We start from the raw sequence: 19021 nt of genomic DNA on the forward strand, positions 1-19021 counted from the left end.
CTAGTCCTCCCCGGCCGCGTCCGGCGGCGTGCCGAGGCCGGCGACGCGGGCGTCGAGCTTGCGCAGCAGGCGGCGCAGCGCCTCGCGCTCGCCCGGCGCGAAGGCGGCCATCAGCTCGGATTCGATCTCCTGCGCCAGCGGCACGATGGCGTCGTAGACCCGGCGGCCGGCGGCGGTGAAGTCGAGCCGGATCAGCCGCTGGTCGGCCGGGTGGGTGCCGCGGCTGAGATGGCCGGCGGCGATCAGCCGGCTGACGGCCCGGCTGACCTTGGCCTTGTCCATCGCCGTGCGCTCGCAGATCTGATTCGAGGACAAGGGCGCATAGCGGCCGACCATCGCCATCACCCGCCATTCCGGGATGCTGAGCCCGAAGGCATCGGCATAGCGCCGGGCGAAGGTGCGGCTGACCCGGTTGCTGACCACCGACAGCTCATAGGGCAGGAACGCCTCGAGATCGAACTCCGCCCGCACCGCCTGGTCCCTCATCGCCGGCCTCCCCGCCCGCCTGACATTCGTTTCATATGAAACGAGATTGGTTTCCATTCAAGGCAGCCCGCCCGCCGCGTGGAAACGCACGGCCGACGGAATGTCCGACCATACGCAAGGACGCGGCGGCGGCAAGCCCGGCGCGAGGCGATGGCCGGACCGGGCGACCAAAGGACGAGGGAGGATTCCATGACGACCACGATCGCGGAGCGCGTGCGCCTGCTGTTCGCCAGCGCCGTCGGCACCATCATCGAGTGGTACGATTTCTTCATCTTCGGCTTCTGCGCCACGGTCGTCTTCAACACGGTCTTCTTCCCCGGCGAGGATCCGCTGACCGGCACGCTGCTGAGCCTGGGCACCTTCGCCGTCGGCTTCCTGGCGCGGCCGCTGGGCGGTATCCTGTTCGGGGCGCTGGGCGACCGGATCGGCCGCAAGAACGCGCTGGTGGTCAGCCTGCTGATGATGGGCACCGCCACCTTCGCCATGGGCCTGCTGCCGACCTATGCGGCGGCCGGGGTGCTGGCGCCGGTCCTGCTGGTGACGTTGCGGGTGCTGCAGGGCATCGCGGTCGGCGGCGAGGCCACCGGCGCCCTGCTGATCGTCGCCGAATCCATGCCGGGCCGGCGGCGCGGCTTCTGGACCAGCTTCCCGATGATCGGCGGCCCGGCCGCCAATGTCCTGGCCGCCGCCACCATCGGCGCCCTGACCGCGCATTACGGCGAGGCCGGCTTCGTCGAATGGGCCTGGCGCCTGCCCTTCCTGTTCTCGATCGTGCTGGTGCTGCTCGGGCTCTGGGTGCGGCGGCGGATCGAGGAATCGCCGGTCTTCGCCGAGCTGGCGGCGAAGCGCCGCGAGCTGCCGGCGGCACCGCTGGCCGAGGCCCTGCGCAGCCATTGGCGGCCGATGGGTCAGGTGTTCCTGGTGAAGGCAGCGGAGAACACGCTGTTCTACCTGTTCACCACCTTCTTCCTGGTGCTGGTGGTGCAATTCCTGGGCCTCGCCCGCGGCGTCGGGTCCGACGCGCTGTTCTGGGGCTCGATCCTGGAGGTCGCGGTGATCATGGCGGCCGCGTGGGTCTCGGACGTGATCGGCCGGCGGCCGGTGATGCTGCTGGGTCTGGTCGCCGGCATCGGCGCCGGCGCCCTGCTGTTCAGCCTGCCGGCCGGGACCGCGCCGGAGACGGTGCTGCGGGTGACGCTGCTGACCCTGACCTGCCACGGCATCATTGTCGGCAGCATGTCGGCCTGGTTCACTGAGCTGTTCCCGACCCGGGTGCGCTACACCGCCATGTCGGTCAGCTACCAGGTCGCCTCGGTGGTCGGCGGGTCGGTGGCGCCGCTGATCGGCACGGCGCTGCTGGGCTGGACCGGCACGCCGCAATCGGTCGCGATCTACGCCGCACTGATGGCGGTGCCCGGCATCCTGTGCGTGCTGCTGTCGCGCGAGACCCGCGGCACCGACCTGGCGGCGGTGGAGACGGCTCCGGAACAGTCGGCCGTTGCCGGCACCGTCCGGGCTCCCCGCTGATACGGCCGTCGCCTAAGGCTCTGTCCATTCGACCTCGAGAGCGTCAGAACCCTGGCACTTCACGAAGTAGGCCCGCTTGATCGCCGCACGTTCCGGGACGAGCTGCAGCCGAGTGCCGATGGCTTGCTGCAGTTCCTCCAAGCGCGCCCGATCCTGCGGCAGAGCCGGATGGCTTTGCAGCGAAGCCTTCCCGGCCTCGAACGCCAGATTCCACCGGGAAAAGATCACCATACGCTCCTGATCCAGGACCAGCAGATCCGGGTCGATTTCCATCAGCCAGAACAGTCCACTCGTCCTCGGCCTCGCTGAACTGGCACTTGTAGATATGCGGCCGGCCCTGGAAGTCGGCGATGCCCTCGCGCGGGGCGTCCCAGAAATCCCAGACGCTGTGGATGCGCTCGCCCGTCACAGCGCCCGCGCGCGGTCGCGCAGCACGAATTTCTGGATCTTGCCGGTCGAGGTCTTGGGCAGGTCGCCGAACACCACCGTCTTCGGGCATTTGAAATGAGCCAAATGCCGGCGGCTGAAGGCGATGATCTCCTCCGGCGTCGCCTCGGCGCCCGGCCGCAGGGTGACGAAGGCGCAGGGGGTCTCGCCCCATTTCTCGTCCGGCCGCGCCACCACCGCCGCCTCCAGCACCGCCGGGTGGCGGTACAGCACGCCCTCGACCTCGATGGTCGAGATGTTCTCGCCGCCGGAGATGATGATGTCCTTCGACCGGTCCTTCAGCTCGATATAGAAGTCGGGATGCATGACGCCGAGGTCGCCGGTGTGGAACCAGCCGCCGGCGAAGGCCTTGGCGGTGGCCGACGGGTTCTTCAGGTATCCCTTCATGGTGATGTTGCCGCGCATGAACACCTCGCCCAGGGTCTCGCCGTCGGCCGGCACAGGAACCAGAGTGTCGGGGTCGGCCACCATCAGCCCTTCCTGCACCACATAGGGCAGGCCCTGGCGCGACTTCAGCCGCGCCTGTTCGCCCGCCGGGAGATCGTCCCATTCCGGCTTCCAGTCGCAGACCACGGCCGGGCCATAGACCTCGGTCAGGCCGTAGACATGGGTGACCTTGATGCCGAGCCGGGCCATACCCTCCAGCACCGTCGCGGGCGGCGGCGAGGCCGCGGTCATCATCTGCACCGGCTGCGGAACGTCGCGCCGCTCCCCGGCCGGGGCGTTCAGCAGCATGCCCATGACGATCGGCGCGCCGCAGAGATGGGTGACGCCGTGGTCGGCGATCGCCGCATAGATCTCGCGCGCGGCCACCCGGCGCAGGCAGACATGGGTGCCGGCCATCGCCGTGATCGTCCAGGGGAAGCACCAGCCGTTGCAGTGGAACATCGGCAGGGTCCAGAGATAGACCGGATGGTGCGGCAGGGCCCAGGTGACGACGTTGCCGATGGCGTTGAGATAGGCGCCGCGGTGATGCGTCACCACGCCCTTCGGGTCGCCGGTGGTGCCGGAGGTGTAGTTGAGCGCGATGGCATCCCATTCGTCGCCCGGCATCACGCCCGCCCAGGACGGGTCGCCTTCGGCCAGGAAATCCTCATAGGCCAGGCCGCCGACCGGCCCGCCCGCCACCGCCGGGTCGACGATGTCGACCACCAGCGGCGGCGCGTCGAGCTGCGCCAGCGCCGCCCGCACCACCGCGGCGTATTCGCGGTCGGCCAGCAGCACCCGGGTCTCGGAATGGCGCAGCTGGAAGGCGATCGCCGCGGCGTCGAGCCGGGTGTTGAGGGCGCACAGCACCGCGCCGGCCATCGGCACGCCGTAGGTCGCCTCGAACGCCTCCGGGATGTTCGGCGCCATCACCGCCACCGTGTCGCTCTTGCTGACGCCGCGGCGCGACAGGGCCGACGCCAGGCGGCGGCAGCGCTCCGCGGTCTCGCGCCAGCTCCGCTTCACCTCGCCATAGACCACTGCGGTCCGATCCGGATGGGCCAAAGCGGTGCGGCCGAGGAAGGAGATCGGCGTCAGCGGCACGTGATTGGCGGCGTTGCGGTCGAGATCGGTGTCGTAGGCGTGCGGCATTGCTCGGGTCTCCCTGTGCGGAGGCATTCTGGCATCTCCCGGTCTCTGGCGGAACGCGGGCGCGTCCGGCCATGGCCGGATCGCGACACCGGGGGCGGCGCCCCCTCGCCGCGACGGCTGCACGGCGCTAGGCTCAGGAAACAAAAGTCCGGGAGGACGCCATGGGAGCCTATGAAGAGGCCTATCGCCGCGCGCTGGAAGACCCGGACAGGTTCTGGGGCGAGGCCGCCGCCGCGATCGACTGGGACCGGCGCTGGGACCGGGTGCTGGACGACGGCAACGCCCCCTTCTTCCGCTGGTTCGCCGGCGGCCGGCTCAACACCTGTTTCAACGCGCTTGACCGCCACGTCGCCGCCGGCCATGGCGACCGGCTGGCGCTGATCCATGACAGCCCGGTCACCGGCACGGTGCGGCGCTTCACCTATGCCGAGCTGACCGACCGGGTCGCCCGCTTCGCCGGCGTCATGCGCAGCCTCGGCGTCGGTCCGGGCGACCGGGTGGTGATCTACATGCCGATGGTGCCGGAGGCGGCGATCGCCATGCTGGCCTGCGCCCGGCTGGGCGCGGTGCATTCCGTGGTGTTCGGCGGCTTCGCGGCGCCCGAGCTGGCGGCGCGGATCGACGATTGCGAGCCGAAGCTGGTCGTGTCCGCCTCCTGCGGCATCGAGGTGTCGCGGGTCCTCGCCTACAAGCCGCTGCTCGACGCTGCGCTCGGCCTGGCGAAGCACAGGGTGCCGGCGACCGTGGTGCTGCAGCGGCCGCAATGCGCGGCGGCGATGACCGTTGGCCGCGACCACGACTGGGCCGAGCTGGAGAGCGCGGCCGAGCCGGCGGCCTGCGTGCCGGTGGCGGCGACCGATCCGCTCTACATCCTCTACACCTCCGGCACCACCGGGCAGCCCAAGGGCATCGTCCGCGACAATGGCGGCCATGCCGTGGCCCTGGCCTGGAGCATGTCCGCAATCTATGGCTTGGCGCCCGGCGAGGTGATGTGGACCGCTTCCGACGTCGGCTGGGTGGTCGGCCATTCCTACATCGTCTACGGGCCGCTGCTGGCCGGCTGCACCAGCGTGATGTACGAGGGCAAGCCGGTCGGCACGCCCGATGCCGGCGCCTATTGGCGGGTGGTCGAGCAGCATGGCGTCTCGGTGCTGTTCACCGCGCCGACCGCCTTCCGCGCCATCAAGCGCGAGGATCCGGAGGGCCGCCTGCTGGCCGGGCGCGACCTGTCGAGCTTCCGCGCCCTGTTCCTGGCCGGGGAACGCTGCGACCCCGCCACGCTGGGCTGGGCCGAGCGGCTGCTGCGGGTGCCGGTGATCGACCATTGGTGGCAGACCGAGACCGGCTGGCCGATCTGCGCCAATCCGCTGGGGCTGGAGCCGATGCCGGTCAAGCCGGGGTCGCCGACCCGGCCGATGCCGGGCTGGGACGTGCGCGCGCTGGGGCCGGACGGGCGCGAGATGCCGCCCGGCGAGATCGGCGCGCTGGCCTGCCGGCTGCCGATGCCGCCCGGCGCCGCGCCGACGCTGTGGCGGGCCGATGACCGCTTCCGCAGCGCCTATCTCGAGGACTATCCCGGCTATTACAAGACCGGCGATGCCGGGCTGGTCGACGAAGACGGCTATGTCTTCGTCATGAGCCGGGTGGACGACGTCATCAACGTCGCCGGCCACCGCCTGTCGACCGGGCAGATCGAGGAGGTGCTGGCCGGCCATCCCGACGTCGCCGAATGCGCGGTGATCGGGGTGGCGGACGACCTGAAGGGACAGGTGCCGCTGGGCTTTCTGGTGCTGAAGGCGGGGGTGGCGCGGCCGCACGAGGCCATCGCGGCCGAGGCGGTGCAGCGGGTGCGCGACGGCATCGGCCCGGTCGCGGCGTTCAAGACGGCGATGATCGTCGATCGCCTGCCGAAGACCCGGTCGGGCAAGATCCTGCGTGGGACGATGGTGCGAATCGCCGATTCGCTCCCCTTCGCCGTGCCGGCGACGATCGACGACCCGGCGATTCTCGATGAAATTCGTGCGACGCTTCTGCGATCGGGTTACGGAGGCGGGTAACGTTCCCGTTTCCATCCGGTCTAAGCCGCAGAGGACAACCCCTCATAAATATTGCATTTTTAAGATCATTTAGCGCTCTTGCGCCCGAGCAAATGCCGCCACGCGCCGGCCAACAGCTGAAAACCCTTCAAAACAAAGGGTTTTTCTGACCCAAACGAGTTCTTGACGCCGCGGCAAAAGCGCTCTTATCGTCGCTCAATGCTCGAGTTGAGCAGGCGAGGCTTCAAAAAACGAGGGCCGCGGAAAGCGGCCCTCTTTTTATCTGTGCGGCTCGGAACAAGGGGCGCGGCCGCTGTTGGCGGCGCCCCTCGTCGAACGTCAGGCGGCGAGCTGCTTCGGGGCCTCGGCCTGGCCGACCGCGATCTTCACGGTGCGGGGCTTCTGTGCCTCCGGCACCTCGCGGACCAGGTCGATGTTGAGCAGGCCGTTCACCAGCGTCGCGCCGCCGACCTTGATGTAGTCGGCGAGCTGGAAGCGCCGCTCGAAGGCCCGGCCAGCAATGCCGCGATGCAGGAAGACCCGGCTCTTCTCCTCCTCGTCGGAGGTCGCCTTGGCGCGGATGGTCAGGGTGTTCTCGGAGGTCACGACCTCAAGGTCGTCCTCGCCGAAGCCCGCCACCGCCATGGTGATGCGGTAGGCATCCTCGCCGGTCTTCTCGATGTTGTAGGGCGGGTAGGACGGCGCCGCGGCGTCGAACTGCGGCGCGGAGTCGAGCAGCCGCGACAGGCGGTCGATGCCGATGGTCGAGCGGAACAGCGGGGAAAGGTCAAGAGTACGCATGGATATCCTCCAGTGAGCGATACCTGTGCGGCGCACCGTCATGGTCGCGCCGCGGGGTTTGCGACGTGGCGGCCCCGGCTGGGCGCCGCCACGACCATCGATCTGGGGAGGGTGAATTCCGGGTTCAAGGGGTGGCGATGATCGCGCCCATCCCGGGAGACGACCGGCTACTGCGCGGTCCAGCCGCCATCGACCGACACGCTGGTGCCGGTGATCTGCTCGGCCGCGGCCGAGCACAGGAAGGCGACGGTGCCGCCCAGCTGCTCCGGCGTCACGAAGGTCATCGAGGGCTGCTTCTCGCCCAGCAGCTGCCGCGCCGCGTCCTCCTGGCTGATGCCCTTCTCGGCTGCGATCGCGCTGATCTGCTTCTCGACCAGCGGCGTGCGCACCCAGCCCGGGCAGACCGCGTTGCAGGTGACGCCGGTGCCCGCCGTCTCCAGCCCCACCACCTTGGTCAGCCCGATCAGCCCGTGCTTGGCCGCGACATAGGCCGCCTTGTGCGCCGAGGCGACCAGGCCATGGGCGGAGGCGATGTTGACGATCCGGCCCCAGCCCTGGCTCTTCATGACCGGCACCGCGGCGGCGATGCCGTGGAAGGCCGCCGACAGGTTGATCGCCAGGATCGCGTCCCACTTCTCGGCCGGGAACGTCTCGACCGGAGCGGTGAACTGGATGCCGGCATTGTTCACCAGGATGTCGACCCGGCCGAGCTTCTCGACCGTGGCGGCGACCAGGCCGCGCACCGCGTCGCCCTTCGACATGTCGGCGCCGTCATAGACCGCGCGCACGCCGTGCTCGCGCTCGATGCCGCTGCGGATCGCCTCGATCTCGCCGGCGTCGCCGAAGCCGTTCAGCACGATGTCCGCGCCTTGCCCGGTCAGCACCCGGGCGATGCCCAGCCCGATGCCGCTGGTCGATCCGGTGACGATCGCTACCTTGCCCTTCAACATGGGTCCGTTCCTTAGATGACGGGGAGAGAAAAGTGTTCGAGGGCGTTCCGTCTCAGCGCTTGAACAGCGCATCCGCGACCGATTTATGGCTCTGCTTGCCGGCGATCACGCCGCGGGCGCGGGCGATCTCGGCCTCCAGCTCGGCGACATACGCCTCGAGCTCGGCGACCGAAAGCCCGTCCAACGGCTTCGGGGGCGCCTTGCGCTGGCGCGGTTCGAGATCTTCGGGGTCCATCGGCCATCTCCTTCGGCAGCGGATGGACAATCCTCGCGGGCGGCGCGAGGATCGGCAAGCCCGGAGCGCAAGCGTGCCGGAGCGCCTGCACTGTCGACGGGCGACCTTAGGCCGCCCCATCCGACGCCCGGATGACGGCCGCATGACATTTCGGCCATGATCCGGCCCCTTTCCGAAAGACAGGGCGAGAGCTGATGACAAGCCTTCCCGAGACCATGACCGCGATCGTGATCGAGGCCCCCGGCGGGCCCGAGGTGCTGAAGCCGGCGACCCTGCCGGTGCCGTCCCCCGGGACCGGCGAGATCCTGATCAGGGTCGAGGCCGCGGGGGTGAACCGGCCCGACGTGCTGCAGCGCAAGGGGATGTACAACCCGCCGCCGGGCGCCAGCCCGCTGCCGGGGCTGGAGGTCGCAGGCCACGTCGCCGGCATCGGCCCGCAGGTGACGGGCTGGTCGGTCGGCGACCCGGTCTGCGCCCTGGTCTCCGGCGGCGGCTATGCCGAATTCTGCATCGCCCCGGCGCCGCAATGCCTGCCGATCCCGCAGGGCCTGTCCGCGACCGAGGCGGCCGGCCTGCCCGAGACCCTGTTCACCGTCTGGACCAATGTGTTCGAGCGCGGCCGGCTGCAGACCGGCGAGCGCTTCCTGGTGCATGGCGGTTCGAGCGGCATCGGCACCACCGCGATCCAATTGGCCAAGGCCTGGGGCGCCATCGTCTTCGCCACCGCCGGCAGCGCCGAGAAGGCCCAAGCCTGCCGCGACCTGGGCGCCGATGTCGCGATCGACTACCGCGAGCAGGACTTCCTGGCCGTGGTCAAGGAGAAGACCGGCGGCCGCGGCGTCGACCTGATCCTCGACATGGTCGGCGGCGACTATGTCGCCCGCAACATCGATGCGCTGGCGGTGGACGGCCGGCACGTCAGCATCGCCTTCCTCAAGGGCTCGAAAGTCGAGATCGACCTGCAGAAGGTGATGGCCAAGCGGCTGACCCTGACCGGGTCGACCCTGCGGCCGCGCAGCGTCGCCGAGAAGGGCGCCATCGCCGCGGCGCTGCAGGCCGAGGTCTGGCCGCTGATCGAGGCCGGGCGGGTCAGGCCGGTGATCCACGCCACCTTCCCGCTGGCGCAGGCGGCGGAGGCGCATGCGCTGATGGAATCGAGCGCGCATGTCGGGAAAATCATACTCCTCGCTTGACTCGGACGTGGGACATCCCTAGGTCGAGCACAGTGGGCGGCGCCGCGCCGACCCCGCTCCCCTCCCTTAAATACGAGTGCGAGAGGACAGGTCGGCCGCCCGGCCGGTCGCGGCGGGATCGCTTTGCGCAGAGGAGTATCCGAAGAATGAACAAACAGCCCCTGATGCCGAAGGCGACCGCCGTCTGGCTCGTCGAGAACACGTCGCTGAGCTTCGACCAGATCGCCGCCTTCTGCGGCCTGCATGAGCTGGAGATCCGGGCCATCGCCGACGGCGAAGTCGCGATCGGCATGGTCGGGCTTGACCCGATCGTCAACGGCCAGCTGACCCAGGCCGAGATCGACCGCTGCCAGGCCGACCCGAACGCCCGGCTGCGCATGGCGATCTCGGACATGCCGCAGCCGGTCGCCCGCTCCAAGGGCCCGCGCTACACGCCGGTGACCAAGCGTGGCGACAAGCCGGACGCGATCGCCTATCTGCTGAAGGAGCATCCGGAACTGTCGGACGCGCAGATCTGCAAGCTGATCGGCACCACCAAGCCGACCATTCAGGCGATCCGCGACAAGAGCCACTGGAATTCACCGAACCTGAAGCCGCGCAGCCCGGTGATGGTGGGTCTTTGTTCCTATCTGGAGCTGGATGCGGCGCTGACCAAGGCCCGCGCCAACCTGCCGCCGGGCGCGATCCCGACCCCGACCGTCAGCTTCGACGAGGATTCCGAGGACACCCGGGAGGACTGAGGCGCATCTCGGCCTCCTCAAACGACAAAGGGCGGCGCCCCCCGGCACCGCCCTTAGAATTCGGAGATCCGTGATCTCTCCGTCAGGCGTGATCCAATCGCGCCATCTCATCCTTCAGTCTCAGCTTTTCCTTTTTCAGCCGTACGATCTCGAGTTCGTCGGGTAGGGGGCGGTGGACCGCGTCTTCCAATGTGCGATCCAGGGCGGCGTGCTTGGTCCGAAGCGCTTCAATACGCTCTGCGACAGCCATCTCTCGCTCCTCTGTTGAAAGCTGGACAGTGGTTCAGCCCCTCCTTTTTCCCATATGTTACGCCCCGATGGCGGTTGCAAGTCAACGTGGCATCTATTCCTGTTACGGAAGCGAGACAATCGGTCGCCCCGCGCCATCCGCCGCGTCGCCAGCGTGAAATTTCCTTAACGCGACGGTTTCCGACTCCTCCCGCCGCTTCGCTCGGCTAGTCTTGTGCAGCGCACAACAGCGAGGACGCAGCGAGATGGATGCCAAGACCGTGCGGGAGACCGCCTTCGCCATGCCGCTGACCAGCCCGGCCTTCCCGCCGGGGCCGTACCGCTTCGTCGACCGCCAGTACTTCATCATCCGCTACCGCACCGATCCGGAGGCGCTGCGCCGGGTGGTGCCGGAGCCGCTGGAGATCGTCGAGCCGGTGGTGAATTACGAGTTCATCCGCATGCCGGATTCGACCGGCTTCGGCGACTACACCGAGAGCGGCCAAGTGATCCCGGTGCGGTACCAGGGTCAGGTCGGCGGCTACACCCACCAGATGTTCCTGAACGACCACCCGCCGATCGCCGGCGGGCGCGAGCTGTGGGGCTTTCCGAAGAAGCTGGCCCAGCCGACCCTGGCGGTGGAGACCGACACGCTGGTCGGCACGCTGAACTACGGCTCGGTCCGCATCGCCACCGGCACCATGGGCTACAAGCACCGCGCCCTGGACCTCGCCGCCGAGGCCAGGGGCCTGGGCGCGCCGAACTTCCTGCTCAAGATCATCCCGCATGTCGACGGCAGCCCGCGGATCTGCGAGCTGGTGCGGTACTATCTCGAGGATGTGACCGTGAAGGGCGCCTGGACCGGACCGGCGGCGCTGGACCTCTATCCGCATGCCTTGGCGCCGGTCGCCGAGCTGCCGGTGCTGGAGGTGCTGTCGGCCAAGCATCTGGTCGCCGACCTGACGCTCGGCCTCGGCACCGTCGTCCACGACTACCTCGCCTGACACGGCGCCGGGGTGCGGTCAGCCGCACCCCAACCTATATGCGGGGCCGGGCATCCGGCCCCGAGGAGACCGCTGAATGCGTGGCGTGAAACGGAAGCAGGCGCGCAGCGCCCCCGGGCACATCGAGGTGCCGCCCTATGACGTCGTCGCCCTGGTGCTGCAGGGCGGCGGTGCGCTGGGCGCCTACCAGGCCGGGGTCTATGAGGGGCTGCACGAGGCCGGGATCGAGCCGACCTGGCTGGCCGGCATCTCGATCGGCGCGCTCAACACCGCGGTGATCGCAGGATCCCCTGAATCCCAGCGCGTCGACCGGCTGCGCGAGTTCTGGGAGACGATCTGCGCCGTCCCGGTCGAATGGCCGAGCAGCGAGGGGCTGGCGGAAGCGCTGCCCTTTGCCTTCGACATGCGCTCGGTGCACAATGCCGCCGCGGCGATGCGGGCGCTGTTCCAGGGCCAGCCCGGCTTCTTCAAGCCGCGCTTCCCGCCGCCTTACCTGTCGCCCTTCGCCGGCGACGCCGCCACCAGCTTCTACGACACCAGCCCGCTGCGCGACACGCTGCTGCGGCTGGTCGACTTCGACCGGCTGAACTCCGGCGACATCCGGGTCAGCGTCGGCGCGGTCAATGTCCGCAGCGGCAACTTCGTCTACTTCGACACGGCGGAGCGGAAGCTGGGGCCGGAGCACTTCATGGCCTCCGGCGCCCTGCCGCCCGGCTTCCCGGCGGTCGAGATCGACGGCGAGTTCTACTGGGACGGCGGCGTGGTCTCGAACACGCCCCTGTCCTATGTGCTGTCGACCGAGCCGCGGCGCGACACCCTGACCTTCCAGGTCGACCTGTGGTCGGCCAAGGGCCGGATGCCGGACGACCTGATGGAGGTGTCGAGCCGGCAGAAGGACATCCAGTACTCCAGCCGCACCCGCGCCATCACCACCTACATGATGCAGATGCAGAAGATGCGCCGGGCGCTGCAGCGGGTGATGGACCGGCTGCCGGAGGGCGCGAAGCAGGACCCGGAGATGCAGGAGATCGCCGAACTGGCCTGCGAGCGGGCCTACAACATCATCCAGCTGATCTACCAGACGAAGACCTATGAGGGCCATTCCAAGGACTACGAGTTCGGGCTGGACGCGATGCGCGAGCACTGGCAGAGCGGCCTCGACGACATCCGCCGCACCCTGGCCGATCCGCGCCGGCTGGACCGCCCGACGGCGTCGGAGGACGGCGTGGTGAGCCACGACGTGCATCGGCAGGACCGGTAGCGGCCCACCCCGGTATCCGCGATAATGCCGGCGGATGGCAGGGGTTTTGCGATGGACGGAGGAGTCGCGGCGCTGTGGCGCTATCCGGTCAGCTCGCTCGGCGGCGAGCAGCTGGAGGTGTGCGCCGTCGATGCCACGGGCCTGGCCGGCGACCGGGAATGGGGCCTGGCCGACCGGGACAGCGGCGAGACCGCCTTCCCGGAGAGCAAGCGCCGCTGGCGCCCGGCGCCGCAGATCCGGGCCCGCAGCACCGGCGACGGGCTGCGGCTGGATTTCCCGGACGGCAACAGCCTGCCGGCCGAGGCCGCCGGCGACGCCCTGGCCGCGCATTTCGGCTTTCCCGTACAGGTGCGGCCGCACGCCGCCGACGCGGCCGAGACGGCGACGGCGGGGCCGTTGAAGCCACGCTACGAGCGCCACCCGATCCACATCCTGACCACCGCCTCGCTGGCGGCGCTGCAGGCGATCCTGCCGGACAGCGCCATCGACGAGCGCCGGTTCCGGCCGAACCTGGTGCTCGACCTGCCCGATGCCGAGGGCTTCGCCGAGACCGGCTGGATCGGGCGGCTGGTGGCGATCGGCGATGTGCGAATCCGCATCGTCGATCCCTGCGTGCGCTGCGCCTTTACCACCCTGGCCCAGGGCGACCTGCCGCTCGACCCCGCGGTGCTGATGGCAGTGGCCAAGCGCAACGCCACCCATCTCGGCGTGCTGTGCACGGTCGAGGCGGCGGGCGAGATCCGGGTCGGCGACGCGGCGCGGGTGCTGGATTAGAGTCGCAGCCCGCTCGGCGCTGAGGCGGGAGTGTCGCCATTGGGCGGAAAGCGGACTGCGTGACAGAGGGGTGGCTGCATCAGCCAGCGCGAGCCGTCGAGCAAAAAACGTCCGCTGTGCGATACTGACGCGAATTCCATATCGAGGCAGCATGATGCACCTAAAGCTTTCTCAGGAAGAAAAGAAAAAATTCTGCCCTTCCCAACTGGAGATTGAGGCAGCGGCTCACGAATTTTTTCGCATAGGAAAGCACCACGGTTGGTTTGGTCGCGGGGATGATCAATCGCGGTATGATGAAATGGACCCGATTGGAAAAGAAGAATTTGAGGACATAGTTGCAATCATTTTGGTCGCCGCAGCCTATACCAAGTCTACGGCGAACGGATCCTAAGAGGCCTCGATCGCTCACTATCAATCTGAGCGATAAAGCTCGGGTGGCCGCTTCGGGCGGAAAGCGGACAACTCCGCTATCCTGGTCGCTTAACCAATCCTACGGGTGTAGCAGGGATTGAATTTGACACCTTTATGAGGTCGGACGGTGCTGAAAAGGGGAGTATCGTGGTCAAGGTAGGATTTCTTGCCATGATGGCGATCATGGCCGCAGGCTGTGCGCCCAAAGCACGTGAAATTGTGGTGATCGATGAGGGCCGACGACCATTCTTAGTAATGTTCGAGAAAGGCAGCGCGGCGCTATCTCCTGAACAAGAAGGGGCGGTTGTCGGTGCTGCTTACGACATTTGCATGCGGGAGACCACGAAAGTCCTCCTGACGGGAGAGGCTGACGATGAATCCACGCCGCCGCTGAATCGAACCTTGTCGCTACGCCGCGCGGAGGCGGTTCGGCGCAAGTTGATCGAACTTGGTATTTCCGATCAGCTAATCACGGTCGAGGCGATTGGCCAAGAAGCCCCTCTTTTCTCAGAGGAGGACATGAAAAGGGCTGGCTTCGGCCGGATTGTTATCATCGCCTTCGAGCCGGTGAGGCCGCCGCTGGGCAAGACTACTTGTGCTCCTGGGTATGGGTTGAATCGGCAATAGGTGGCCTTTAACGAGCGGAGGCACCTGTCCGCTCCGGGTCGAATCCGCCCCAGCCGAACCGCCTCGCCTCAATCCCCTAGACAAATCCCCAGCGCGCGGGCGGTCTTGAGCAGGGGGTCGCCATGCTTGATGTCCTGGTATTCGGCGATCGCGTCCTGCAGCGGCACGTCGATCACCCGGCGGTCGGACCACGCAACCAGGCGGTCGAACTTGCCCTCGGCGATCAGGTCGACCGCATGGGCGCCGAAGGCCGAGGCGATCAGCCGGTCGCGCCAGCTGGGCATCGACCCGCGCTGGACATGGCCCAGCACCGTCACCCGCGTCTCCGCCCCCGTGCTGTCGGCGATCTTGAAGGCGACGTAGTCGCCGATGCCGCCGAAGCGCTTTTCGCCGCCGTGATAGTCCTTGTGCACCTTGGTGCCGTCGGCGGTCTTCACCGCCTCCGACACCACCACCAGCGCGAAGTTGCGGCCGGTCTTGCGCACCTCGCGGATCTTGTGGGCGACGGAGTCGATCGAGAACGGGATCTCCGGGATCAGGATCACATCGGCGCCGCCGGCGATGCCCGCGGCCAGGGCGATATGGCCGGCATCGCGGCCCATCACCTCCAGCACCATCACCCGGGCGTGGCTGGCCGCGGTCGGCTGCAGCCGGTCCAGCGCCTCGGTCGCCACCGCCACCGCGGTGTCGAAGCCGACCGAGACCTCGGTAAGCCCGACATCGTTGTCGATCGTCTTCGGGATGCCGACATAGTTGAAGCCACCCTGCTGCGCCAGGCGCCGCAGGATCTGATGGCTGCCGTCGCCGCCGACGCCGATCAGCGCGTCGAGGCCGAGCTCGTGATAGCCGCCGATGATCTCGACCGACCGGTCCTTCAGCGTGCCGTCGGACATCGGGAAGGCGAAGGGGTCGCCCTTGTTGGTGGTGCCGAGGATGGTGCCGCCCTGGCGCATCACCGCGGTCGTCATCTTGTCCGGCGTCAGCACCTCGTAGCGCAGCGGCCGGGACAGCAGGCCGGAGGTGCCCTCCTTGATGCCGATCACGGTCCAGCCGAGCCCGTCGGCCCGGCACACCGCCGCGCGGATCACCGCATTGAGCCCGGCGCAGTCGCCGCCGCTGGTGAGAATCCCGATGCGCTTCTCGCCCGCCATGCCGTGCTTCGTTCCCGCTCCCGGTTGCAGTTCCCCCTTGTACCGGGAAGCGCCCGGTGCTGTAAGAGCCCGATGCGCCGCCGGGGCGTCACCCCCGCGTCAAACGCGTTCCGGTCGGGCCGCTCCCTTTGGTATGATCGGGCGCCGTTGAAACCCGGGACCCGCAGGAAAGGCCGTTTGAGGGAATGATCGACATCGAGTCGATGCAGGAGAAGCTGGCCGCTTTGCGGGTCGAGCACCGCGACCTCGACGAGATCATCGACCGGCTGACCGCGGATGGTCCCGTCAACCAGCTTCAGATCCAGCGCCTGAAGAAGCGCAAGCTGCTGCTCAAGGATCAGATCACCATGATCGAGAGCCGGCTGCTGCCCGACATCATCGCCTAGAGTCCGAGGATTGCCGACCGATGGCCGAACCCGCCGCCGCGCCGCCCGTGGCCATCATCATGGGCAGCCAGTCCGACTGGGAAACCATGCGCCACGCGGCGGAGACGCTGTCGCTGCTGGGCATCGGCCATGAGGCACGCATCGTCTCGGCCCACCGCACGCCGGAGCGGCTGGTCGACTTCGCCCGCGAGGCGCGCGGCCGCGGCGTCAAGGTGATCATCGCCGGCGCCGGCGGCGCCGCCCATCTGCCGGGCATGGCGGCCGCGATGACGCCGCTGCCGGTGCTGGGCGTGCCGGTCGAGAGCAAGGCGCTGAAGGGCATGGACAGCCTGCTGTCGATCGTGCAGATGCCGGGCGGCATCCCGGTCGGCACGCTGGCGATCGGCCGGGCCGGGGCGATCAACGCGGCGCTGCTCGCAGCCTCCATCCTGGCGCTCAGCGACGCAGCGGTGGCCGACGCGCTGGACGATTGGCGGAAGCGCCAGACCGAGGCCGTGGCCGAGCACCCGAAGGACGAATGAGCAGCACCGTTTCTCCCCTCCCGCCCGGCCCCCTGCCTCCTGGAAGCGTCATCGGCATGCTCGGCGGCGGCCAGCTCGGCCGCATGACCGCCCTGGCCGCGGCCCGCCTCGGCTACCGCACCCATGTGCTGTGCCCGGACCCGGACAGCCCCTGCGCCCAGGTGACCGACCGGTGGACCCTGTCCTCCTACACCGACCACGCGGCGCTGGACGCCTTCGCCGCCCAGGTCGATGTCGTCACCTACGAATTCGAGAACATCCCCTACGAGACCGTGCTGCACCTAGCCGCGCGCGTGCCGGTGCGGCCGGGGCCGGACGGCCTCGCCGTGTGCCAGGACCGGGTGGCGGAGAAGGATTTCTGCAACCGGCACGGCATCGGCACCGCGCCCTGGCGGGCCGTGGGCTCGGCCGAGGAGCTGGCCGCGGCGGTGGCCGCGATCGGCACGCCGTCGGTGCTGAAGACCCGGCGCGAGGGCTATGACGGCAAGGGCCAGGCGGTGATCCGCGACCCCGCCGACGCCGCCGCGGCCTGGCAGAAGCTAGGCAGCCGGCCGGCGATTCTCGAGGGCTTCGTCGACTTCGCCCGCGAGCTGTCGGTGATCGCCGCCCGCGGCGTCGACGGGTCGGTGGTCTGCTATCCTGCGGTCGAGAACCGGCACCGCGACCATATCCTGTCGGAGACGATCGCGCCCGCCCCGGACCTGGCGCCGGCACGCGCCCGGGAGGCGGAGGAGATCGCCCGCACGCTGATCACGGCGCTGGACATGGTCGGCCTGCTGGCGGTGGAGCTGTTCGAGGCGCGCGATGGCGGCCTGCTGGTCAACGAGCTGGCGCCGCGGCCGCACAATTCCGGCCACTGGACCCAGGATGCCTGCACCTGCGACCAGTTCGAGCAGCTGGTCCGCGCCGTCTGCGGCCTGCCGCTGGGGTCGACCGAACGCCATTCCAATGCCGTGATGCAGAACCTGATCGGCGACGACGTGCTGCGCTGGCCGGAGTTCCTGGCCGAGCCCGGCGCCAGGCTGCATCTCTACGGCAAGGGCGCCCCGCGCCCCGGCCGCAAGATGGGCCATGTCAACCGGCTGGTGCCGAAGGGCTGAGAGACGGTTTGTAAACGCTACTGGCGCATTTCCAAACCATCTCTGCGGCCGGGACCTTCCGGTGCTGCGCCGTTCCGGCTGGACTCACGACGCTGTCCTCACCGGCGCATATTCCAGGGCCAGGATGCCGTTGCTGAAGCGCGCGGCCGAGATTAGTTCGAGCCTGTGCTGCTCGCCAGGCGCGAAGAACGGCTTTCCCTGACCCAGAGCCACCGGATAGCTGAGGAGCCGGATGCGGTCGACGAGACCATGCCGCATCAGTTCCTGGGCGACGCTGATGCTGCCATGGACATAGATGTTGCCGCCGCTCCCCTGCTTCAGCGCCCTGACGGCGTCCGGCAATGCGCCCTTCAGCACCTCCGCGGGCGTCCAGTCGAGTGCCGTCAATGTCGTCGACGCGACGTATTTCGGCAGTGCGTTGAACCTGTCGGCGAAGTCTCCGGTTTCGCTGGGCCAGGAGCCGGCGAAGATCTGATAGGTCGTACGCCCCAGCAGCATCGCGCCGCTGTCGGCAAGCTCGTCATTCTTGAACTGATCCATCTCGGCATTCCAGGGCACGCCCGTCAGTCTTTCGACCTCGGCAATGCCGTCGGCGCTGATGAATTCGGTGACGATGACCTTCCTCATCTTGCCCTCCCTGTATCGGCCTCAGGCAGCCGCCGCCAGCTCGACGAAGGCGCGGATCGCCGGGAAGCGGCGACGGTCGCGCTGGCACAGCACATATTCGTCGGTGTGCCAGGCGCAGTCACCCAGCGACCGGACGGCGATGCGCGGGTCGGGACGGATCTCGCCCGCAGAGATGAAGCCGAGGCCGAGGCCCAGCGCCACCGCCTCCTGCACCGCCTCGCGGCCGGTCACCTCGAACACCGCGCCGGGCGCGATCTCCGCCTCCGCCAGCCCGCGCTCGACCGTGCGCCGGGTCATCGACCCATTTTCGCGCATCACCAGCCGCTGCCCGGCCAGCGCCGCGACCGGCACCGCGTCGCCCATCGCCAGCGGATGGCCTTCCGGCAGCATCAGCCGCACCGGGTCGCGATACAGCGGCACGATGTGGAAGCGCGGATCGACCGGCGGATTGGACAGCAGCGCCACGTCCAGCCGCGCCTCCGACAGGTCCTCCAGCACCGCGCCGGCATTGCCGATCGACAGCCGGATCTCGACCTGCGGATGGCGGCGGTCGAATTCGGCGATCAGTGGCATGACGTAATACGGGCTGTCGGCGCCGAGCTGCAGCAGGCCGCGGGCCAGTTGGGCCGAGCCCTCCAGCAGCATCGCCGCCTCCTGCTCGGTGTCGAACAGGCGGGTGGTCAGCTGGAACAGCCGCCGCCCCATCTCGGTCGGCTGCACCCGGCGTGAGCTGCGCTCGAACAGCAGCACGCCGTAGCGCTCCTCCAGCGCCTTAACCGATTGCGACAGGGTCGGCTGGGTCAGCCCCAGCGTCCGCGCCGCCAGGGTGAAGCTGGCCTGGGTCGCCACGGCGTGGAAGGCGCGCAGCTGCATCAGGTTCATCGGCATAGCCTATAGATAGCATGGAAAACGCGTATTGGATTTATGCACAAGGACGG

Annotated in this window: 22 protein-coding genes; 12 read left to right on the forward strand and 10 right to left on the reverse strand. The window is 68.7% G+C overall.

The features are described 5' to 3' along the window. A complete protein-coding gene (locus QFZ27_RS02420) occupies positions 1-486 on the reverse strand; it encodes a MarR family winged helix-turn-helix transcriptional regulator (protein ID WP_429224491.1) in 486 nt (161 codons plus the stop codon). Between the two features lie 189 nt (positions 487-675). Between QFZ27_RS02420 and QFZ27_RS02425 the strand changes: the two genes are divergently transcribed. Beyond that, entirely contained in the window at positions 676-2013 is a 1338-nt protein-coding gene (locus tag QFZ27_RS02425) for an MFS transporter (RefSeq protein WP_429224492.1), read from the forward strand. 12 nt (positions 2014-2025) lie between these two features. Here the strand turns inward: QFZ27_RS02425 and QFZ27_RS02430 are convergent, their stop codons facing one another. Next, entirely contained in the window at positions 2026-2286 is a 261-nt protein-coding gene (locus tag QFZ27_RS02430) for a hypothetical protein (RefSeq protein ID WP_429224493.1), read from the reverse strand. Positions 2287-2418: 132 nt separating this feature from the next. After that, positions 2419-4038 carry an acyl-CoA synthetase gene (locus tag QFZ27_RS02435; protein ID WP_429224494.1) on the reverse strand — a complete coding sequence of 540 codons (1620 nt, stop codon included), beginning with the start codon at positions 4036-4038 and terminating at the stop codon, positions 2419-2421. A 161-nt stretch (positions 4039-4199) separates the two neighbouring features. Here QFZ27_RS02435 and QFZ27_RS02440 point away from each other — a divergent pair, with 161 nt between their 5' ends. Next, positions 4200-6095: a propionyl-CoA synthetase gene (locus QFZ27_RS02440; RefSeq protein WP_429224495.1), complete on the forward strand. Its 1896-nt coding sequence runs from the start codon at positions 4200-4202 to the stop codon at positions 6093-6095. A gap of 318 nt (positions 6096-6413) precedes the next feature. Here QFZ27_RS02440 and QFZ27_RS02445 read toward each other — a convergent pair whose 3' ends face one another. The 3 genes from QFZ27_RS02445 to QFZ27_RS02455 form a co-directional block, all read right to left on the reverse strand. Continuing rightward, positions 6414-6875 carry an Hsp20 family protein gene (locus tag QFZ27_RS02445; protein WP_138888047.1) on the reverse strand — a complete coding sequence of 154 codons (462 nt, stop codon included), beginning with the start codon at positions 6873-6875 and terminating at the stop codon, positions 6414-6416. 167 nt (positions 6876-7042) lie between these two features. Beyond that, positions 7043-7825, reverse strand: coding sequence for a 3-hydroxybutyrate dehydrogenase (locus tag QFZ27_RS02450; protein WP_429224496.1), 783 nt, complete (start codon positions 7823-7825; stop codon positions 7043-7045). A gap of 52 nt (positions 7826-7877) precedes the next feature. Continuing rightward, on the reverse strand, positions 7878-8060 hold the full coding sequence (locus tag QFZ27_RS02455) for a DUF1192 domain-containing protein (RefSeq protein ID WP_429224497.1): 183 nt from the start codon (positions 8058-8060) through the stop codon (positions 7878-7880). A gap of 194 nt (positions 8061-8254) precedes the next feature. Between QFZ27_RS02455 and QFZ27_RS02460 the strand changes: the two genes are divergently transcribed. Beyond that, positions 8255-9253, forward strand: coding sequence for an NAD(P)H-quinone oxidoreductase (locus QFZ27_RS02460; RefSeq protein ID WP_429224498.1), 999 nt, complete (start codon positions 8255-8257; stop codon positions 9251-9253). A 146-nt stretch (positions 9254-9399) separates the two neighbouring features. Further along, positions 9400-9993 (forward strand): DUF1013 domain-containing protein, encoded by a 594-nt coding sequence (locus QFZ27_RS02465; protein ID WP_429224499.1) that lies wholly within the window; start codon positions 9400-9402, stop codon positions 9991-9993. An 82-nt stretch (positions 9994-10075) separates the two neighbouring features. Here the strand turns inward: QFZ27_RS02465 and QFZ27_RS02470 are convergent, their stop codons facing one another. Continuing rightward, a complete protein-coding gene (locus QFZ27_RS02470; protein ID WP_342236376.1) occupies positions 10076-10243 on the reverse strand; it encodes a YdcH family protein in 168 nt (55 codons plus the stop codon). A 244-nt stretch (positions 10244-10487) separates the two neighbouring features. Here QFZ27_RS02470 and QFZ27_RS02475 point away from each other — a divergent pair, with 244 nt between their 5' ends. From QFZ27_RS02475 to QFZ27_RS02495, 5 genes are all read left to right on the forward strand, one after another. Then, positions 10488-11225, forward strand: coding sequence for an acetoacetate decarboxylase (locus QFZ27_RS02475; protein ID WP_429224500.1), 738 nt, complete (start codon positions 10488-10490; stop codon positions 11223-11225). 76 nt (positions 11226-11301) lie between these two features. Further along, a complete protein-coding gene (locus QFZ27_RS02480) occupies positions 11302-12486 on the forward strand; it encodes a DUF3734 domain-containing protein (RefSeq protein ID WP_429224501.1) in 1185 nt (394 codons plus the stop codon). A gap of 51 nt (positions 12487-12537) precedes the next feature. Continuing rightward, positions 12538-13260 carry an MOSC domain-containing protein gene (locus QFZ27_RS02485; RefSeq protein ID WP_429224502.1) on the forward strand — a complete coding sequence of 241 codons (723 nt, stop codon included), beginning with the start codon at positions 12538-12540 and terminating at the stop codon, positions 13258-13260. A gap of 151 nt (positions 13261-13411) precedes the next feature. Further along, positions 13412-13651, forward strand: a complete 240-nt coding sequence (locus QFZ27_RS02490) for a hypothetical protein (protein ID WP_429224503.1) — start codon at positions 13412-13414, stop codon at positions 13649-13651. 191 nt (positions 13652-13842) lie between these two features. After that, entirely contained in the window at positions 13843-14298 is a 456-nt protein-coding gene (locus QFZ27_RS02495; RefSeq protein ID WP_429224504.1) for an OmpA family protein, read from the forward strand. Positions 14299-14366: 68 nt separating this feature from the next. Here QFZ27_RS02495 and QFZ27_RS02500 read toward each other — a convergent pair whose 3' ends face one another. Next, positions 14367-15449 (reverse strand): ATP-dependent 6-phosphofructokinase, encoded by a 1083-nt coding sequence (locus tag QFZ27_RS02500; RefSeq protein WP_429224505.1) that lies wholly within the window; start codon positions 15447-15449, stop codon positions 14367-14369. 185 nt (positions 15450-15634) lie between these two features. On the opposite strand from QFZ27_RS02500, the gene QFZ27_RS02505 reads away from it, so the two are divergent. Genes QFZ27_RS02505 through QFZ27_RS02515 form a run of 3 tightly spaced genes read left to right on the forward strand, consistent with a single transcriptional unit; the run spans position 15635 to position 17456 of the window. Continuing rightward, complete coding sequence (locus QFZ27_RS02505; protein ID WP_342241837.1) at positions 15635-15835, forward strand: YdcH family protein; 201 nt, start codon at positions 15635-15637, stop codon at positions 15833-15835. Between the two features lie 20 nt (positions 15836-15855). Further along, complete coding sequence (purE, locus tag QFZ27_RS02510) at positions 15856-16356, forward strand: 5-(carboxyamino)imidazole ribonucleotide mutase (RefSeq protein ID WP_429224506.1); 501 nt, start codon at positions 15856-15858, stop codon at positions 16354-16356. Continuing rightward, positions 16353-17456 carry a 5-(carboxyamino)imidazole ribonucleotide synthase gene (locus QFZ27_RS02515; protein ID WP_429224507.1) on the forward strand — a complete coding sequence of 368 codons (1104 nt, stop codon included), beginning with the start codon at positions 16353-16355 and terminating at the stop codon, positions 17454-17456. Before purE ends, QFZ27_RS02515 begins: the two co-directional genes overlap by 4 nt. Before the next feature lie 84 nt (positions 17457-17540). Here QFZ27_RS02515 and QFZ27_RS02520 read toward each other — a convergent pair whose 3' ends face one another. Together QFZ27_RS02520 and QFZ27_RS02525 are read right to left on the reverse strand one after the other, a co-directional pair. Continuing rightward, positions 17541-18083 carry a dihydrofolate reductase family protein gene (locus QFZ27_RS02520; RefSeq protein WP_429224508.1) on the reverse strand — a complete coding sequence of 181 codons (543 nt, stop codon included), beginning with the start codon at positions 18081-18083 and terminating at the stop codon, positions 17541-17543. Positions 18084-18104: 21 nt separating this feature from the next. Next, entirely contained in the window at positions 18105-18965 is an 861-nt protein-coding gene (locus QFZ27_RS02525; protein WP_429224509.1) for a LysR substrate-binding domain-containing protein, read from the reverse strand. Positions 18966-19021 lie beyond the last annotated feature (56 nt).

Source organism: Inquilinus ginsengisoli, assembly GCF_050434925.1.
Lineage (GTDB): Bacteria > Pseudomonadota > Alphaproteobacteria > DSM-16000 > Inquilinaceae > Inquilinus > Inquilinus ginsengisoli_B.

Excerpts from the sequence above, each read along its gene's own strand:
- QFZ27_RS02420 (WP_429224491.1), bottom strand. The coding sequence starts at position 486 with ATGAGGGACCAGGCGGTGCGGGCGGAGTTCGATCTCGAGGCGTTCCTG.
- QFZ27_RS02425 (WP_429224492.1), top strand. The coding sequence starts at position 676 with ATGACGACCACGATCGCGGAGCGCGTGCGCCTGCTGTTCGCCAGCGCC.
- QFZ27_RS02430 (WP_429224493.1), bottom strand. The coding sequence starts at position 2,286 with ATGGAAATCGACCCGGATCTGCTGGTCCTGGATCAGGAGCGTATGGTG.
- QFZ27_RS02435 (WP_429224494.1), bottom strand. The coding sequence starts at position 4,038 with ATGCCGCACGCCTACGACACCGATCTCGACCGCAACGCCGCCAATCAC.
- QFZ27_RS02440 (WP_429224495.1), top strand. The coding sequence starts at position 4,200 with ATGGGAGCCTATGAAGAGGCCTATCGCCGCGCGCTGGAAGACCCGGAC.
- QFZ27_RS02445 (WP_138888047.1), bottom strand. The coding sequence starts at position 6,875 with ATGCGTACTCTTGACCTTTCCCCGCTGTTCCGCTCGACCATCGGCATC.
- QFZ27_RS02450 (WP_429224496.1), bottom strand. The coding sequence starts at position 7,825 with ATGTTGAAGGGCAAGGTAGCGATCGTCACCGGATCGACCAGCGGCATC.
- QFZ27_RS02455 (WP_429224497.1), bottom strand. The coding sequence starts at position 8,060 with ATGGACCCCGAAGATCTCGAACCGCGCCAGCGCAAGGCGCCCCCGAAG.
- QFZ27_RS02460 (WP_429224498.1), top strand. The coding sequence starts at position 8,255 with ATGACAAGCCTTCCCGAGACCATGACCGCGATCGTGATCGAGGCCCCC.
- QFZ27_RS02465 (WP_429224499.1), top strand. The coding sequence starts at position 9,400 with ATGAACAAACAGCCCCTGATGCCGAAGGCGACCGCCGTCTGGCTCGTC.
- QFZ27_RS02470 (WP_342236376.1), bottom strand. The coding sequence starts at position 10,243 with ATGGCTGTCGCAGAGCGTATTGAAGCGCTTCGGACCAAGCACGCCGCC.
- QFZ27_RS02475 (WP_429224500.1), top strand. The coding sequence starts at position 10,488 with ATGGATGCCAAGACCGTGCGGGAGACCGCCTTCGCCATGCCGCTGACC.
- QFZ27_RS02480 (WP_429224501.1), top strand. The coding sequence starts at position 11,302 with ATGCGTGGCGTGAAACGGAAGCAGGCGCGCAGCGCCCCCGGGCACATC.
- QFZ27_RS02485 (WP_429224502.1), top strand. The coding sequence starts at position 12,538 with ATGGACGGAGGAGTCGCGGCGCTGTGGCGCTATCCGGTCAGCTCGCTC.
- QFZ27_RS02490 (WP_429224503.1), top strand. The coding sequence starts at position 13,412 with ATGATGCACCTAAAGCTTTCTCAGGAAGAAAAGAAAAAATTCTGCCCT.
- QFZ27_RS02495 (WP_429224504.1), top strand. The coding sequence starts at position 13,843 with ATGATGGCGATCATGGCCGCAGGCTGTGCGCCCAAAGCACGTGAAATT.
- QFZ27_RS02500 (WP_429224505.1), bottom strand. The coding sequence starts at position 15,449 with ATGGCGGGCGAGAAGCGCATCGGGATTCTCACCAGCGGCGGCGACTGC.
- QFZ27_RS02505 (WP_342241837.1), top strand. The coding sequence starts at position 15,635 with ATGATCGACATCGAGTCGATGCAGGAGAAGCTGGCCGCTTTGCGGGTC.
- purE (WP_429224506.1), top strand. The coding sequence starts at position 15,856 with ATGGCCGAACCCGCCGCCGCGCCGCCCGTGGCCATCATCATGGGCAGC.
- QFZ27_RS02515 (WP_429224507.1), top strand. The coding sequence starts at position 16,353 with ATGAGCAGCACCGTTTCTCCCCTCCCGCCCGGCCCCCTGCCTCCTGGA.
- QFZ27_RS02520 (WP_429224508.1), bottom strand. The coding sequence starts at position 18,083 with ATGAGGAAGGTCATCGTCACCGAATTCATCAGCGCCGACGGCATTGCC.
- QFZ27_RS02525 (WP_429224509.1), bottom strand. The coding sequence starts at position 18,965 with ATGAACCTGATGCAGCTGCGCGCCTTCCACGCCGTGGCGACCCAGGCC.